The following is a 16,515-nucleotide window of genomic DNA, read 5'->3' on the forward strand; positions in this document are numbered from 1 at the left end:
TCATGGATCGTTTTAATCGTTATCGACCCCGGCCGCTGAAAGTTGAGGCCGCTACCCAACGAAAAAGGGCAGCCGACGTGGCTGCCCTTGGGTTCCTGTTTCAATCCGCTCAGTAGAATAGCCGCCGCAGCGCTTCGCCCGGCTCCTGCTCGCGCATGAAGGCCTCGCCAACCAGGAAGCCGTGCACGTCGTGCTCGCGCATGCGCAGCACGTCGGCCTGGGTATGAATGCCGGACTCCGTGACTACGGTGACCTCGGCAGGAAGGCGCGGAAGAAGCTCCAGTGTGGTCTCCAGGCGGGTCTCGAAGGTGTGCAGGTTACGGTTGTTGATGCCCACCAGGCCGATACCGAGCTTGAGCGCACGCTCGAGCTCCAGCGCGTCATGCACCTCGACCAGTACGTCCATGCCCAGAGCCGTCGCCTGCTGGTAGAGATCGGCCATCTGGCTATCGTCAAGCGCGGCGACGATCAGCAGGATGCAGTCGGCGCCGATGGCACGCGCCTCGCTGACCTGATAGCCGTGTACGATGAAGTCCTTGCGGATCACCGGCAGGTCACACGCCTCGCGGGAGGCAATGAGGAAGTCCTCGTGGCCCTGGAAAAAGTCGGCATCGGTCAGCACCGAAAGGCAGGCGGCACCGCCAGCGGCGTAACTCGCGGCAATCTCGGCGGGATTGAAGTCTTCGCGGATGACACCCTTGGAGGGCGAGGCCTTCTTGATCTCGGCGATCACCGCCGGGTCGCCCTCGGCAATGCGCCGGTCGAGGGCGGCGATGAAACCGCGTGGGGCGCTCTGGCGCTGGGCCAGCTCCAGCAGCTCGGCTTCGGACACGGCGCGGCTGCGCTCGGCCACTTCCTCGTCCTTGCGGGCCAGGATGCGGGTGAGAATGGTCGGGGCGTCCTTGGTTGGGCTCATGGTGCTGTCTCGGTGCGGGCGGCGCTGGCCGCGGATGAAGCCGGTAAGCGGCCCATCTTACCTAGCCCCGGCTCGAGTTGGAAAGTCACAGCCCCAAAGTCGTGCATTAAGTGCGAATACCACTTCAGCATGGCACCCATACAGGTGCCCATGCCAGAATCCGCCCATGGACACGTCTCCTTCCTTTATCGGCCCTTTCAGCAACGACTGGCCCTGGGTATCACCTTTGCCTGGCACCCGCCTGATCGTGGCGCGCTTCGACTCCGCGCTCTACGAAGCGCAGACAGGCACGGCGCCCCTTGTAGGTATCCCCCTTCCCCCCCGCCTGCGAGGTGCCATTGCCAAGCGGCGGGCAGAGTATGTCGCTGGGCGCCTTTGCGCCCAGCGAGCACTTTGGCTGCTGGACGGCCGTAGCGCCTGTCCCAGTATGAATGAGGATCGCTCACCCCGCTGGCCCATGGATTGCGTAGGCTCCCTCACTCACAGCGACGGCTGGGCCGCGGCGCTGGTCGCCCACCGGCAAGCCTACCAGGGGCTGGGCCTGGACGCCGAGCGACTGCTGGGTTCCGAGGAGGCCAGGCGGCTGGCCAGACGGGTGCTGACACCGAGGGAGGCCGCTCGTCTGGAACAGTGCGAACCATCGCACGTAGCGCTGATGGTCGGCGCGACATTCTCCCTCAAGGAGAGCCTGTTCAAGGCCCTCTACCCCTTGGTGGGGCGAATGTTTCACTTTCAAGCCGCCGAGCTGGTGGCCTGGCACGGCCTCGGCGCCGTGCGCTTGCGTCTGCTGGAAGACCTGGGCAGCGGCTGGGCGGCAGGCCGGGAGATGTCAGGCATGGTCTGCCTGAGCGGCGGCAGACTCCTCAGCGTGGTAGCACTGCCGGCTACCGAAACGGCGTGAATCATGGCCTTAACAAACAAATCAGCTTGAGACATATTGCCAATCGCACCCACCATGCATACGATAACGATTATCGTATGCATGGAGTGTAGGCCCAATGGCTTCAGTCGCACCGCGCCGACCGCATGTACTGGTTGTCGAGGACGACCGTACGCTGAACGGGCAAATCACCGGGCTGCTGGAGAGCAAGGGATACCGGACTTGCCAATGCTTCGAGGGTGAAGGTGCGCTGCTCTCCGCGTTGGGCCAACATTTCGACCTCATACTGTTGGACGCCATGCTGCCGAAGCTGGACGGCTTTGCGGTGCTCGACCGGCTGCGCAAGACGCGCCAGACCCCGGTGATGATGCTCACCGCCCGCGGCGCGGAAGAGGAACGCATCCTGGGCTACCGCTGCGGCGCCGACGACTACGTGCCCAAGCCATTCGGCTTCACCGAGCTGCTGCTGCGCATCGAGGCCCTGCTGCGCCGCACGTTGGGAGTCACCGACCAGAGAGCCGACCCCGAAGAGCTGACGGTAGGTCCACTGAGACTCGCTCGTGCCAGCCTGGAAGTTCGCCACGACGGCATACCCGTCTCGCTGACCCCGATCCAGTTCCGCCTGCTATGGATGCTGTTACTTCACCAGGGCGAGGTGCTCAGCAAGCCCTATCTTTACCAGTTGGTGCTAGAACGCGAGTTCAGCCGCTATGACCGCAGCCTCGACATGCACCTCAGCCGGGTCCGGCGCAAGCTGGTAACGGCAGGAATGACCGCCGACCGGTTGCAGACGGTACACGGCAAGGGGTACTGCTTCCTGTGACACGACGCCTGTTCTGGAAGCTGTGCGGTCCCCTCACGCTTGGCACCCTGGTCCTGGTCTGGGTAGTCACTTTCCTCGGCTCCGAAACCGAACAGAAGATGAGCTTCATCGCCGAGCCGCACCAGCAGACTCTGAATCAATGGGGAGCGACGGCCGAACGTCTGTATCGCACCGGCGACGAACAGGCCCTGGCCGAGTGGCTGGAGGCATTGCAAATCCGTGAGAACACCTGGGCCGCCGTGGTGCGCTCGGACGTCCAACCCTTGGCGGGAAGCAGGTTGTCCGAGCAGTTTCAGGAGGGTTTCCGGCTGGGACGCCACGTGGAGTGGAAGATACATCTCTACTTCACCGAGAACCCCATCATGGATGTCACCTTCACCGACGGACAAACCCACTTTTTGGTGACCCTGCCCCAGCGCATGCGCCCCGGGACCTACCTGCCGGAGACCAAGCTGCTGCTCAAGGTGGCACTACCACTCGCCGTGCTGGTGCTGCTCGCGGTAGTGATCTACCGCCACCTGATGGGGCCACTGCGCCAACTGGAGCTAGCCACACGCTCCTTCAGCGAGGGCAACCTGGGAGTGCGGGTACGCGCCCTGCTGGGCAAACGCAACGACGAGCTCACCGCCCTGGCGGAGACTTTCGACCGCATGGCCGAGCGCACCGGCGACCTCATTCTCACCCAGCGTCGGCTGATAGCAGACCTCTCTCACGAACTGCGCACCCCGCTGACCCGCATCGACATGGCGGTGAGCTGCGTGGAGGAAGGCATCGACACTCAGCACTTCCTGCCGCGTATCCGCCGCGAATGCCGCCTGATGCGCGACCTGGTGGAGGATGCCCTGACGCTGGCCTGGCTCGAGAACGAACAACCGAGCCTCGATCAGGACAGCCTGGACCTCACCGACCTGCTCGACAGCGTCATCGAAGATGTCCGCTACGAGTACCCCGATCATTGCCTGGAGAGCGACCTTCCCCCTCAGTCGGCGATCAGCGGAAGCAGTCATCGCGCCGTGGCCCAGGCTGTCGAGAACGTGATCCGTAACGCCTGCCACTATACCCCTGTCGGTGGCCACATCCGCATCGGCCTGTGGCCGGACGACGAGGGCTACCGGCTCACCGTCGACGACGAAGGTCCCGGCGTGGCGAGCGACCAGTTGGAACTCATCTTCACGCCTTTTTACCGCACCGACCAGGCCCGTGACGACCGCCCGGACGGCCATGGCCTGGGTCTGCCGCTGGCCCGCCGTCAGGTCGAGGCAGCCGGCGGTTGGGTTCGCGCCGAGAACCGCGCCACGCGTGGCCTGCGCATGACGTTGTGGTTCCCGGCGTCACGTCCGAAGCGGCCATGAAACGCACTTCGTAACAAATGTAAAAGCGGTTCACTTCGGCTTCGAGTTAAACAAGAATGCACTCCAAATAATAACACTTATCACTCACAGGAGCGCAGAAAGAACTCATGAAACATGAATCGCACATCAGCAACACTTGGGCTCGCAACCCATTGTGGCTGGCCATCGCCCTTATCAGCACCTCTACCACTGCCCTGGCCCAGAGCGATCCCCAGCAGCTCGACACGCTACAGGTTACCGCCGAGCGCACCAGCGAAAGCGACCGAAGCGTCGACGCGGACGCACTCGAACGACGCCAGGCTAGCGACCTTCAGGATATCTTTGCCGAACTGCCTGACGTCGCCGTGGGTGGCGGCGCCCCGGCGGCCCAGAAGGTCTATGTGCGCGGCCTGGAAGACACCATGCTCAACGTGACCGTGGACGGCGCCACCCAGTCCGGCAATTTGTTTCACCATCAAGGGCGCCTGCTGGTCGAGCCCGAGCTACTCAAGCAGGTCGATGTCGTGGCTGGTGCCGGCGAGGCAACCAACGGCCCCGGCGCTCTGGGCGGTGCCATTCGCTTCGTGACCAAGGATCCCGAGGATCTACTGCGCCCGGGCCAGAACGTCGGCACACTGCTCAAGGGCGGCTATTTCAGCAATACCGATGGTTACAAGGCCTCCACCTCTCTCTACGGACGCTTGACCGACAACTGGAGCGCCCTGGCCACACTGACCCAGACCAACCACGGCGACTACCAGGACGCCGAAGGTGACACCCAGCCCTATACGGGCACCGAAAGGTTCACAGGCTTCGCCAAGCTGATTGGCCAGCTCACCGACGAACAGCGTGTCCGGTTGAGCTACGAGCGCAGCGAGGACGAAGCGTATCGCCTGCATCGACCCCACTGGCACCCCAGCGCACGCAACGCTCCCCTCGATCAGGAAGTGGTGCGCGAAACCGTGACCGGCCAGTACGGCTTCACCTCCGACACTAATGACTGGCTCGACCTGGACCTGACGCTCTACCACACCGAGGCATCGCTCGAGCATGTCGATGGTCCCTACGGTGACTATATCGGCGCCATGCAGAGCCACGGCGGCGACCTGCGCAATCGCAGCCAGATCGGCGACCTCACCCTGACCTACGGCGTCGACTACCGCAAGGACGAAGCCAGCCTGGGCAGCCCCCTCTACGGCACCGACCGGGAAGAGGGCAGCGTGGTGGGGCTCTACCTGCAGAACCACTATCAGCTGACCGACCGCCTGCGACTCAGTGCCGGCGCACGCCACGACTGGTTCGAGCTGGACGAGCACTTGACCGACAACAGCTTCAGCGAATCCGGCTGGAGCCCCAATCTGGGCCTGCGCTTCGACGCCACCGAACAGCTTACCCTGCACGGCGGCTGGGCACGCGCCATTCGCGGCACCCAGGTCAAGGAACTGTTCGTCCTCGATTACTATCGCAACGCGGAAGATCGCACAAAAGAAGTCGCCGACAACGTCGAGCTGGGCGCCACCTATCGCCAAGGCAACCTCTACCTGGCGGCGGAAGTGTTCGAGACGCGCATCGACGACGTGGTGGGCCAGGTCGAGCGTGGCGTGCTCGGCAACCTGGGCGAACTGAAGTCCCGCGGCTTCAACGCCAGGATCGGCTACGAGTGGGAGCGCCTGGACGCTTCGCTCGCCTATAGTCGGGCCAGACCCGAGATCGACGGCGAGCCGCTCAGCGACGATGACATGGCCATCGGCACCAGCATTGGCGACACCTGGGTGGCCAACGTCAATTTCCAGGCGACCGACGCCATCGACCTGGGCTGGACCGGACGTTTCGCCGAGCGGCTGACCCACGTCGCCGAAGACTACCCGCAGAAGGCCGGCTACGGGGTCAACGACCTCTACGCCAGCTGGCGGCCGCTGGCCGGCGATGAGCTGACGCTGTCGCTGCGGGTCAACAACGTCTTCGACAAGCAGTATTTCGATCACGCCAGCTACGGCGATGCCGGCGACGTCGCTCACGGCCTGCCTGATCCCGGACGCGACATCCGCCTGAGTGCTACCTATCGCTTCTGATCGAGCAGAGCACAACGATAGCGTCGTAACGAGAAGGGGCGCCGCGTGGCGCCCCGATCATCACGAAACCAGCACGCGAGTGAAGTCGGCCAGTTCCTTCATTTTCTCCAGCGGCAGCTTGGAGGCCTGGGCATCCTGGGCCATCATCACTCCCTCCTTGAGGGTGTCGGCGATACCCGCGCAGTAGAGTGCCGCTCCGGCATTGAGGGCGACGATATCGGCCGCCGGTCCCTCACCTATCAGCGCCTCGCGTACCAGGCGCAGGCTGTCCTCGGCGCTGACGACCTTGAGCGGGGCCAGCTCCTGTCGCTCGATGCCGAAGTCTTCGGGCGCGATGGTATAGCAGCGAATCTCGCCGTCCTTGAGCTCCGCCACCTGGGTAGGAGCGTCCAGCGAAATCTCGTCCAGGCCGTCCTCGGCATGCACTACCATGACGTGGCGGCTGCCAAGCTGGCGCAGCACTTCGGCCATCAGCGGCACCAGCTCGGCAGAATAGACGCCCAGTACCTGATTGGGTGCGCCAGCAGGATTGGTCAACGGACCGAGGATGTTGAACAGGGTGCGTACGCCCATCTCGCGACGCGGGCCAATGGCGAAACGCATGGCGGGATGGTGGTTGGGAGCGAACATGAAGCCGACCCCCACCTGCTCGATGCAGCGTGCGACCTGCTCCGGTTTGAGGTCCAGATGGATGCCAGCCATGTCGAACAGGTCAGCGCTGCCGGAAGAGGAGGAGACACTGCGGTTGCCATGCTTGGCCACGTGGGCACCGGCCGCCGCGGCGACGAAGCTCGAGGCGGTCGAGACGTTGAACAGGTTGGCGCCATCGCCACCAGTGCCGACGATGTCCACCACGTTCTCGGCCACCAAGTGCACTCGTTTCATCAGCTCGCGCATGACCTGGGCAGCGGCACCGATCTCCTCGGCGGTTTCCCCCTTCATGGCCAGACCGACCAGCAGGCCGCCAATCTGGGCATCGGTGGCCTCCCCGGTCATGATCTGCTGCATCACCGAGTGGGTGTCGTCGAAGCTCAGGTTATCGTGGCGCATCACCGCGGCGATGGCTTCTCGCATCTGCATGGACAGAAACTCCTCTCTCTTGCGGTTCAGCGGCGCTTCAGGAAATTGGCCAGCAGCTCGTGCCCCTGACGGGTCAGTATCGATTCCGGATGGAACTGCACGCCCTGGATGTCCAGCTCGCGATGACGCAGACCCATGACCAAGCCAGGCGTCACGTCATCTTCATCGGTCCAGGCGGTAACCTCCAGGCAGCTGGGCAGGGTCTCGGCCTCCACCACCAGGGAGTGGTAACGGGTGACCTCGAGCGGATCCTCGAGGCCGGCAAAAACGCCCTGGCCGGTATGGCGAATCCGCGAGGTCTTGCCATGCATCACCTGAGGCGCCCGCACCACCTTGCCGCCATACACCTGGCCGATGGCCTGATGACCCAGGCAGATGCCGAGAATCGGCAGGCGTCCGGCAAAATGTTCGATGGCGGCCAAAGAAATCCCCGCCTCGTTGGGTGTACAGGGGCCCGGCGAGATCACCAGGTGGCTCGGCGCCAGCGCTTCGATCTGGGCCAGCGTGATGGCGTCGTTACGATAGGTCGCCACCTCGGCTCCCAGCTCTCCCAAATACTGCACCACATTGAAGGTGAAGCTGTCGTAGTTGTCGATCATCAGCACGGACATGGCGTAAGGTCCCGTTCAATCTCTGCATTGTTTCGTAGGCTCGGCCAGCCGTGCAGGGCCTGCTTCGGACACAAAAAAGCCGCCCCAACGGCGGCATTTTCTTCAGTCGTCAGCGTGCCGCCCCCTCGCTCAGGAGCGCCACCACTGGATCATGTTCGGCATGTAGGCGTTTGCGTTCATGTCGCAATAGTGCCGTCGTAGCCGCGTGGCTGTCAACGCACGATGGCGGCGAGGCACACCGCAGACGAGCTGGTCGGGCCGCTGGCCAGCCTAGGTTCCAGTCTCTATCATCGGGGCACGTGCGCTACGTAAAAAGGAGATTGACGATGCGCTTTATCCGCCGTGCCTGTACCTGGCTGGCTCTCCCCCTCGCTGCCATGGTCGGCGGCGTTTCGGTCGCAGCCGCCAATCCCAAGGTTGTCGCCAGCTTTTCGATCCTTGGCGATCTGGTCAATCAGGTCGGCGGTAACGATATCGAACTGGTCGTGCTGGCGCCTGCTGGTGCCGAAGTGCACGACTGGGAGCTGACACCGGACAGTTTCATCGCGCTGGAAGATGCCGACCTCATCTTCTACAACGGTTACCAGTTGGAACAGTGGATGCGCCAGGTCCACGCTACCGTAGGCAACCGGGCACCGCTGGTGGCCCTCGCCGAGGCATCGGAGTATTCGACCCAGCCGATCATCACCGGTGAACATACTGGCGAGCCCGATCCTCATCTCTGGATGGACCCGCGTGCCGTGGCGGCCTACCTCCAGGTCATCGCTGACCATCTCGCCGAGTTGCACCCGCCGGCTGCCGATAGCTTCCAAGCCAGAGCCAGTGCCGCCAAGGAGAAGCTCGCCGCGCTGCATGAGGAAGTGGACAACATCCTGGCGCAGATCCCCGAAGAGCAGCGGGTCCTGATAACTACCGAAGCGGCCTTCGTCTACTTCGCCGAGGCCTACGGCTTTCGCCATGACGGCATCTGGGGCAGTAACGCCGAGACGGCGGGCTCGCCTCCTCAGGCCAAGCGCATAGCGGATCTGATCGAAGCGCTGCAGCCGGCTGCCATATTCTGGGAAAGCACCCTGTCGGACCGAGACATTCAGAGACTTACCACCGATAAGGCCATCCCCGCTGTCGCCGGACCGCTCTACGTCGATTCGCTCAGCGAAGCCGATGGCGACGCCTCCAATTACGTGGCCTTGATGCGCCACAATGCCAACCTGATCCGCAGCGCCCTGATGCAGGAAGAGGAAACCGGCCAGGAGAACGCGGACAGCCAAGGGCGGGAAGGCAGCGCGGACAGCGAGTAAAAGCTCGCTTGCCTCAGGTGAGGCGAATTCGCCTTCGATGCGCCAGCCTGCCTCCACCGAGAGAGCGGCCGCCCGGCCCCAGGAGGCGCAGGCGACCAAAGCTCCCTAGAGGTTGTCCAGCCCCTTCTCGGCCATCGCCACGGCGCGGAAGATGGCGCGCCCCTTGTTGAGGGTCTCCTGCCACTCGAGCTCGGGCACCGAGTCGGCGACCACGCCGGCGCCGGCCTGAACGTGCAGCTCGCCATCCTTGATCACCGCGGTGCGGATGGCGATGGCGGTGTCCATGTTGCCGTGCCAGGAGAGATACCCCACCGCGCCGGAATAGATGCCTCGCTTGACCGGTTCCAGCTCGTCGATGATCTCCAGCGCGCGGATCTTGGGTGCACCGGAAAGCGTGCCGGCCGGGAAGGTGGCGCGCAGCACGTCCATGGCGGACAGCCCCGGTTTCAGCTTACCGGTGACGTTAGAGACGATGTGCATGACGTGGGAGTAGCGTTCGACGGCCATCTGGTCGGTCACCTGCACCGACCCCGTTTCGCTGATGCGCCCCACGTCGTTGCGCCCCAGGTCGATCAGCATGAGGTGCTCGGCGATCTCCTTGGGATCGGCCAGCAGCTCGGCCTCGAGCGCGCGGTCCTCCTCTTCGGTCTTGCCGCGCACCCGGGTGCCGGCGATCGGGCGCACGGTGACCTCGCCCTCCTCCAGCCGCGTGAGGATCTCGGGAGACGACCCCACCACATGATGGTCGTCCAGGTTGAAGAAGAACATGTAGGGCGAGGGGTTGAGGCTGCGCAGCGCGCGGTACAGATCGAGCGGCGAGGCCTGGTAGGGGATCGACATGCGCTGCGAAGGCACGCACTGCATCACGTCGCCAGCCAGCACGTACTCTTTGATCTTCTCCACCGCGGCTTTGAAACCAGCCTCGGTGAAACCTGAGGTGAAGTGCCCCTCCTCCACCGCGCTGCGCCCGGTGCCGGGACTGGCGGCCTGCACGCCGGCGCTGCGCAGGCGCCGCTCCAGGCTCTCGAGGCGCGCCACCGCCGTGGCAAAGGCGTCCGGCATGGTCGGATCGGCATGGGTCCATAGCGTCAGCCGCCCCGATAGGTTGTCGAAGACCACCAGCTCGTCGCAGACCATCAGCAGAATGTCCGGCACGCCGAGCGGGTCGGGTTTCTCGACGCCCCGCAGGCGCGGTTCGATGTAGCGGATGGTATCGTAGCCGAAGTAGCCCACCAGGCCGCCGTCGAAGCGCGGCTGGTCGTCGAGGTCGGGCACGCGGAAACGCGCCTGGAACTGCTCGATCCAGCTCAGTGGGTCCTCCACCTCCACGCGCTCGAGGCATTCACCTTGGCGAAAGCGGCTGACAGTGAAGCCGCGCACTTCGATGCGCTCCTGGCACGGCAGCCCGATGATCGAATAGCGCCCCCACTTCTCGCCGCCCTGTACCGATTCGAGCAGGAAGGTCCAGGGTTCGTCGGCCAGCTTGAGATAGGTCGAAAGCGGCGTATCGAGATCGGCCAGGACCTCGCGGGTGACCGGAATACGGTTATAGCCGGCCTCGGCCAGCGCATGGAAACGTTCGGAAGTCATCATGACCGGTTCCTCGGTGTTACGACAGGGACGCAAGGGAAAAGAACGGAGTTAATGCTCTAGCGAGCGTCACCATCGCCAGCCGGCAGGCTGGGCAGCGAACGGCACCGTCGAGGTGGCAGCCAGGAGAAGGCGACCACGTGCAAAGGAGGGGTCATGCAGCATCATGCTGTCCATCGAAGCGTGTCCCGCAGGATAGGCAAACGGAATGAATCCGAGGTCATTGATAGGGTTCGAAAATCGACCCTAAACGAGTTCCGCCAGTGAATCAACCAGCGCATCGGGCCGGCTGTCGCGGACCGGCTCGCCGTGGTTGTAGCCATAGGAAACCGCCAGGGTGCGAAAACCGGCGGCGCGCCCTGCCGCCACGTCGTGACGCGAATCCCCCACCATAAGGCATTGCGAAGGCGGCAGGCCGAATTGCGCCGCCACGTGCAGCAGCGGCGCCGGATCGGGCTTCTTCTGCGGCAGGCTGTCGCCGCCCAGGCAGAGTGCGAAATGGTGCTCGATTCCGAACTGGATCAGGATAGGTCGAATGAAGGCGAACGGCTTGTTGGTGACCAGCGTCAGGACCCAGCCGCCGTCACGCAGGCCATCCAGCGCTTCGCTCACGCCGGGATAGAGCCGTGTGCGCGAGCCGGGATCGCGTCCGTAACATTCGAGAAAGGCCTCGTGGGCACGCCCTAGCAGCGCCTCATCGGGAGGCGCGTTTCGGGCAAAGGCCAGCGCGCGCTCGACGAGCTTCAGCGAACCGTTCCCCACCCAGTCACGCACCCGTGCCTCACCTGCTGCAGGCAGACCGAGCTCGCCCAGGCTGGTATCTACCGCCACCGCCAGGTCGGGCACGGAATCGACCAGGGTGCCATCCAGATCGAAGCTGATCAGGCGAATACCGTTCAAGATGGGATGCATGGTGCCTCCTCGTGGCCCTGCCGTTCCTTCAGCCAGATCCGTTTGCGTGCAGCCGAGAGACGCTTGATCTCGGCCTCGAGCCGCAGCGCGGCGCCGTGACTGCCCACCCGCTCCTGATGCACCAGCACCAATGGCCCGCGCCCGCGCAGAGCCTTGGCCCCACGACCGGCTTCGTGCTGCGTCAAACGCCGTGCGACATCGGTGGTGATGCCGGTATAGAGCCTTCCCTGTCGAGTTTCGACCATATAGAGGAACCACTCGGGTGATGGGTGCTGCATCGCTGTTGACCTATGCCGTCGCCAGTTGCTTGCGAAACGCGCGAATGACGCTGTCGTAGCGGTTCGGGTCACTGTCGCTGCCCGCCTTGAATACCGCCGAGCCGGCAACGAAGGTATCGGCCCCGGCCCGGGCGATCTCAGCGATGTTGTCGACCTTTACCCCGCCATCGATCTCGAGGCGAATATCGAGACCCGACGCATCGATGCGACGTCGCGCCCCACGCAGCTTGTCGAGCGTCGCCGGAATGAAGGACTGGCCACCGAAGCCTGGATTGACGCTCATCAGCAGGATCATGTCGACCTTGTCCATGACGTAGTCGAGGTAGGAGAGCGGCGTGGCGGGATTGAACACCAGCCCAGCCTTGCAGCCACCGCTACGGATCAGCTGCAGCGAACGGTCGATGTGTTCGGAGGCCTCCGGATGGAAGGTGATGTAGCTGGCCCCGGCATCGATGAAGTCGCCGATCAGCCGGTCCACCGGCTTGACCATCAGGTGCGCGTCGATGGGGGCAGTGACCCCGTGCTTGCGCAGCGCCTCGCAGACCATGGGGCCGATGGTCAGGTTGGGGACGTAGTGGTTATCCATGACGTCGAAGTGGACGATGTCGGCCCCGGCGGCCAGTACGTTGTCCACCTCCTCACCCAGCCGGGCGAAATCGGCGGAGAGAATGGATGGGGCTATCAGGAAGTCGCGGTTCGCGTCGCTCATCGGGTCAACCAGTCATCGCACGGAAATAAAGCCGCTATGTTACCAGACCCACTTGTTTCGTGAGCGGAGACGGGCATGTTTCGTCAATGAACCATATAGATAAAAAGAATAAGAGCGGAGATTGTAATTCCACATCAGCAATCATACTCTTGCTAACAAAGTTCCATTTGCCGGAGACACCAATGCGACTTACCTCTCTTCGCCGCACGCTTCTCGCCGCCGCCCTGGGCATTGGTCTGGCGACGCCGGCGCTCGCCGCCGAGCGCGAGCTGCTCAACTCCTCGTACGATATCGCCCGCGAACTGTTCAGCGCGATCAATCCCGAGTTCATCACCCACTGGCAGGCGGAAAACGGCGAGGAGGTCGAGATCCAGCAGTCCCATGGCGGCTCCTCGGCCCAGGCTCGCGCGATTCTCCAGGGACTGCGTGCCGACGTGGTCACCTACAATCAGGTCACCGATGTCCAGGTGCTGGCCGATGCGGGCCTGGTCGCCGAGGACTGGCAGCAGCAGTTGCCCAATAACGCTTCGCCCTACTACTCCACTACCGCCTTCCTCGTGCGCAAGGACAACCCCAAGGGCATCGAGAGCTGGGACGACCTGGTAGAAGAAGGCGTGCAGATCGTCTTTCCCAACCCCAAGACGTCGGGCAACGGTCGCTATACCTACCTGGCCGCCTGGGGCTTCGCCGACCAGGAATACGGGGGCGACGAAGAGCGGGTCCACGACTTCATGCGCACCTTCCTGCGCAACGTGGCGGTGTTCGACACCGGCGGCCGTGGCGCCACCACCAGCTTCATCGAGCGCGGTATCGGTGACGTGCTGATCAGCTTCGAGTCCGAGGTCAACAACATTCGCCAGGAGTACGGCAGCGACGACTATGAAGTCATCGTGCCGCCGGTCAGCATCCTGGCCGAATTCCCGGTGGCGGTCGTCGAGTCCAATGCCGAACGCAACGGCAACCAGGACCTGGCCCAGGCTTACCTGGAGTATCTCTACAGCGAGGAAGCGCAGCGCATGCTGGCCGGCTTCAACTACCGTGTGCATCACGAAGCGGTAGTGGAGGAATTCGCCGAGAACTTCCCCGCAACCGAGCTGCTCACCGTCGAGGAAATCGGTGGAAGCTGGGACGAAGTGATGGACACGCACTTCGGCAGCGGCGGCCTGCTCGACCAGCTGCAGCGCCGCTGATGGCAGCAGCTGAGACACACGCCAAGAGCGAGGTTTCATGAGCACTCGGTCCTTCGCCATCGGTCTCGGCAGCACCCCCAAGCGGGTGCTGCCGGGTTTCGGCTTGTCGCTCGGCATCAGCCTGACCTTCGTCTCGCTGATGCTGCTGCTGCCCATGACCGGGCTGTTCGGCCAACTGGCGGGGCTGAGCCTGGCCGAATACTGGACGATCATCACCAACGACCGGGTGGTGGCAAGCTACGTGGTGACCATCGGCGCCGCCGCCGTGGCGGCCATCGTCAATGCCGCCTTCGGCCTGCTGCTGGCTTGGGTGCTGGTACGCTACGAGTTTCCCGGCAAGCGCCTGCTCGATGCACTGATGGATCTACCCTTCGCGCTGCCTACCGCGGTGGCCGGCATCACCCTGGCCACCCTCTACGCCAGCAACGGCTGGATGGGGCGGCTACTCGAGCCGCTGGGGCTGCAGGTGGCTTATACCTGGGTCGGCATTGCCCTGGCCATGGCCTTCACCAGCATCCCCTTCGTGGTGCGCACGGTGCAGCCGGTACTCGAGGACATGCCCCACGAGATGGACGAGGCCGCACTGACACTCGGCGCTTCGGACATCACCGGTTTTCGCCGGGTGATCCTGCCGCACCTGTGGCCGGCCCTGGTAACCGGTACCGGGCTCGCTTTCGTGCGCTCGCTGGGTGAATTCGGCGCGATCATCTTCATTGCCGGCAACATGCCCTACGAGACCGAGATCACCGCGCTGATGATCTTCGTGCGGCTGCAGGAGTACGACTATGCCGGCGCCTCGGCCATCGCCTCGGTGGTGCTGTTCGCCTCGCTTGCGCTGCTGCTCGTCATCAATATCTGGCAAGGCCGCTTCATCAAGCGCCTGCATGGAGGACACGGTTGATGCAACGGATCGGTGACGCTCCCGCCGTCAGGCGCCTCTTGATCACGGCCGCCGTGCTGCTGGCGGCGCTGTTCCTGCTGCTACCGCTGGTGGCGATCTTCGCCCAGGCCTTTGCCCGGGGCGTCGATGTGTTCTGGGCCAACATCACAAACACCTATACCCTGGCGGCGATCCAGCTGACGTTGGTCATCGCCGTGCTGACGATTCCCGTGTGCCTGGTATTCGGCGTCGCCCTGGCCTGGCTGGTGACCCGTTTCCGCTTTCCGGGGCGGCGCATCCTGCAGACACTGATCGATATTCCTTTCGCTGTCTCACCCGTAGTGGCAGGGCTGGTCTACCTGCTTCTGTATGGCCGAACCGGCTGGCTCGGCAGCTGGCTGGATGGACACGACATCCAACTGATGTTCGCCTGGCCCGGCATCCTGATGGTCACCATCTTCGTCACCTGCCCCTTCGTGGCCCGTGAGCTGATTCCATTGATGCAGGCCCAGGGCTCGCGCGAGGAAGAGGCCGCGGTCACCCTGGGCGCCCCCGGCTGGACCATCTTCCGTCGGGTGACGCTGCCCAACATCCGCTGGGCACTGCTCTACGGCGTGATCCTGACCAACGCCAGGGCGGTGGGCGAATTCGGCGCCGTCTCCGTGGTTTCAGGCGCCATTCGTGGCCAGACCAACACCCTGCCGCTGCACCTGGAGCAGCTCTATCAGGACTACAATACCGTGGGCGCCTTCGCCAGCGCGTCGCTGCTGGCCCTCATCGCCCTGCTCACGCTGGTCGCCAAGGCCAGCCTGGAATGGCGCGCCGCGCGCCGGGAGGATCACGCATGAGCATCCGCCTTCATGCCATCGGCAAGCACTTCGGCAAGACCCAGGCGCTGGAGCCGGTCGACCTGGACATCGCAGAAGGCGAACTGGTCGGCTTGCTCGGCCCCTCCGGCTCCGGCAAGACCACGTTGCTGCGCATTATCGCCGGACTGGAAACGGCTGACCGCGAGCCCGGGGGGCGTATCCTGTTCGGCGAGCGCGACGTGACCCACCTGCACGTGCGCGATCGGCGCATCGGTTTCGTGTTCCAGCACTACGCCCTGTTCCGCCACATGACGGTGTTCGACAATGTAGCCTTCGGCCTCACGGTGATGCCACGCAAGCAGCGTCCCTCGAGCGGCGAGATCCGCAGCCGAGTGCACCGCCTGCTGGAGATGGTCAAGCTCGAGCACATGGCCCAGCGCTACCCGGCCCAACTCTCCGGCGGTCAGCAGCAGCGCGTCTCGCTGGCTCGCGCCCTGGCCCTGCGCCCCGACGTGCTGTTGCTCGACGAGCCCTTCGGTGCGCTCGACGCCAAGGTGCGCCAGGAGCTGCGCCGCTGGTTGCGCCATCTGCACGACGAGCTCAACTTCACCAGCCTGTTCGTGACCCACGACCAGGAGGAGGCGCTGGAGCTCTCCGATCGCGTGGTGGTGATGAGCGATGGCCGCATCGAGCAGATCGACACGCCCGACGTACTCTATCGACGCCCCGCCAACCGCTTCGTGTTCGAATTCCTGGGTGACGTCAATCACCTGGAGGGCAGCGTACGCAACGGCGTGCTGACCTGCGGAGACGCCAGGCTGGCCGTGGACCTTGCCGACGGACCGGAAGAGTTGCTGCTGCGCCCCCATGAGGTGGAGCTGGCAGAGAAGCCTGCCGCTCATGCTCACATGCCAGTCACCGTGACCGCGATCTCGCCGGTAGGCGCCGAAGTGCGCGTGGAGCTGGCAGCCGACTGGCTGGGCGAGCCGTGGCTGGCAACGATTCGCCACGCCGACTACGAGCGACTGGCGCTCGCTCGCGGCGTACGCCTCTATGCCCTGCCCCGGCACTGGCATCGCTTTCCCGCCGAGCGAGACCATCAGCCATCGAAAACGGTAGCGACCACGAGTTGAGCG

16 protein-coding genes are annotated in these 16,515 nt (G+C 64.1%); 9 read left to right on the forward strand and 7 right to left on the reverse strand.

Annotated elements, in window-relative coordinates:
* Positions 1-109 precede the first annotated feature (109 nt).
* Positions 110-916 (reverse strand): indole-3-glycerol phosphate synthase TrpC, encoded by an 807-nt coding sequence (gene trpC, locus KPL81_RS00085; RefSeq protein WP_219790202.1) that lies wholly within the window; start codon positions 914-916, stop codon positions 110-112.
* A 166-nt stretch (positions 917-1,082) separates the two neighbouring features.
* Here trpC and KPL81_RS00090 point away from each other — a divergent pair, with 166 nt between their 5' ends.
* The 4 genes from KPL81_RS00090 (at position 1,083) to KPL81_RS00105 (ending at position 6,022) form a co-directional block, all read left to right on the forward strand.
* Complete coding sequence (locus KPL81_RS00090) at positions 1,083-1,817, forward strand: 4'-phosphopantetheinyl transferase family protein (protein WP_219790203.1); 735 nt, start codon at positions 1,083-1,085, stop codon at positions 1,815-1,817.
* 97 nt (positions 1,818-1,914) lie between these two features.
* Positions 1,915-2,619, forward strand: coding sequence for a response regulator transcription factor (locus tag KPL81_RS00095; protein WP_219790204.1), 705 nt, complete (start codon positions 1,915-1,917; stop codon positions 2,617-2,619).
* A complete protein-coding gene (locus KPL81_RS00100; RefSeq protein WP_219790205.1) occupies positions 2,616-3,971 on the forward strand; it encodes a histidine kinase sensor domain-containing protein in 1,356 nt (451 codons plus the stop codon). The genes KPL81_RS00095 and KPL81_RS00100 overlap by 4 nt, the downstream gene beginning before the upstream one ends.
* 107 nt (positions 3,972-4,078) lie before the next feature.
* Positions 4,079-6,022, forward strand: a complete 1,944-nt coding sequence (locus KPL81_RS00105; protein WP_219790206.1) for a TonB-dependent receptor domain-containing protein — start codon at positions 4,079-4,081, stop codon at positions 6,020-6,022.
* 60 nt (positions 6,023-6,082) lie between these two features.
* On the opposite strand, the gene trpD is transcribed toward KPL81_RS00105, so the two are convergent.
* Entirely contained in the window at positions 6,083-7,102 is a 1,020-nt protein-coding gene (gene trpD / locus KPL81_RS00110; protein ID WP_219790207.1) for an anthranilate phosphoribosyltransferase, read from the reverse strand.
* Between the two features lie 26 nt (positions 7,103-7,128).
* Positions 7,129-7,713 (reverse strand): anthranilate synthase component II, encoded by a 585-nt coding sequence (locus tag KPL81_RS00115; protein WP_219790208.1) that lies wholly within the window; start codon positions 7,711-7,713, stop codon positions 7,129-7,131.
* 326 nt (positions 7,714-8,039) lie between these two features.
* Here KPL81_RS00115 and KPL81_RS00120 point away from each other — a divergent pair, with 326 nt between their 5' ends.
* A complete protein-coding gene (locus KPL81_RS00120; RefSeq protein ID WP_219790209.1) occupies positions 8,040-9,011 on the forward strand; it encodes a metal ABC transporter solute-binding protein, Zn/Mn family in 972 nt (323 codons plus the stop codon).
* 105 nt (positions 9,012-9,116) lie between these two features.
* Here the strand turns inward: KPL81_RS00120 and trpE are convergent, their stop codons facing one another.
* The 4 genes from trpE to rpe form a co-directional block, all read right to left on the reverse strand.
* Positions 9,117-10,601, reverse strand: a complete 1,485-nt coding sequence (gene trpE, locus KPL81_RS00125) for an anthranilate synthase component I (RefSeq protein ID WP_219790783.1) — start codon at positions 10,599-10,601, stop codon at positions 9,117-9,119.
* A 246-nt stretch (positions 10,602-10,847) separates the two neighbouring features.
* A complete protein-coding gene (locus tag KPL81_RS00130; RefSeq protein ID WP_219790210.1) occupies positions 10,848-11,513 on the reverse strand; it encodes a phosphoglycolate phosphatase in 666 nt (221 codons plus the stop codon).
* Entirely contained in the window at positions 11,498-11,791 is a 294-nt protein-coding gene (locus KPL81_RS00135; protein WP_240548987.1) for a GIY-YIG nuclease family protein, read from the reverse strand. The genes KPL81_RS00130 and KPL81_RS00135 overlap by 16 nt, the downstream gene beginning before the upstream one ends.
* A 10-nt stretch (positions 11,792-11,801) precedes the next feature.
* Complete coding sequence (rpe, locus tag KPL81_RS00140; RefSeq protein WP_219790211.1) at positions 11,802-12,500, reverse strand: ribulose-phosphate 3-epimerase; 699 nt, start codon at positions 12,498-12,500, stop codon at positions 11,802-11,804.
* Positions 12,501-12,682: 182 nt separating this feature from the next.
* Between rpe and cysP the strand changes: the two genes are divergently transcribed.
* Genes cysP through KPL81_RS00160 form a run of 4 tightly spaced genes read left to right on the forward strand, consistent with a single transcriptional unit; the run spans position 12,683 to position 16,512 of the window.
* The gene (gene cysP, locus KPL81_RS00145; RefSeq protein WP_219790212.1) at positions 12,683-13,690 is read left to right on the forward strand and encodes a thiosulfate ABC transporter substrate-binding protein CysP; all 1,008 of its coding nucleotides are present in this window, start codon (positions 12,683-12,685) and stop codon (positions 13,688-13,690) included.
* 37 nt (positions 13,691-13,727) lie between these two features.
* Entirely contained in the window at positions 13,728-14,591 is an 864-nt protein-coding gene (gene cysT, locus KPL81_RS00150) for a sulfate ABC transporter permease subunit CysT (RefSeq protein WP_219790213.1), read from the forward strand.
* Positions 14,591-15,418, forward strand: coding sequence for a sulfate ABC transporter permease subunit CysW (gene cysW, locus KPL81_RS00155; protein ID WP_209473405.1), 828 nt, complete (start codon positions 14,591-14,593; stop codon positions 15,416-15,418). The genes cysT and cysW overlap by 1 nt, the downstream gene beginning before the upstream one ends.
* Complete coding sequence (locus KPL81_RS00160) at positions 15,415-16,512, forward strand: sulfate/molybdate ABC transporter ATP-binding protein (RefSeq protein ID WP_219790214.1); 1,098 nt, start codon at positions 15,415-15,417, stop codon at positions 16,510-16,512. Before cysW ends, KPL81_RS00160 begins: the two co-directional genes overlap by 4 nt.
* The last annotated feature ends 3 nt before the right edge of the window (positions 16,513-16,515 follow it).

The sequence above is a fragment of the Billgrantia antri genome (assembly GCF_019430905.1).
In the GTDB taxonomy this organism is placed as follows: domain Bacteria; phylum Pseudomonadota; class Gammaproteobacteria; order Pseudomonadales; family Halomonadaceae; genus Halomonas; species Halomonas antri.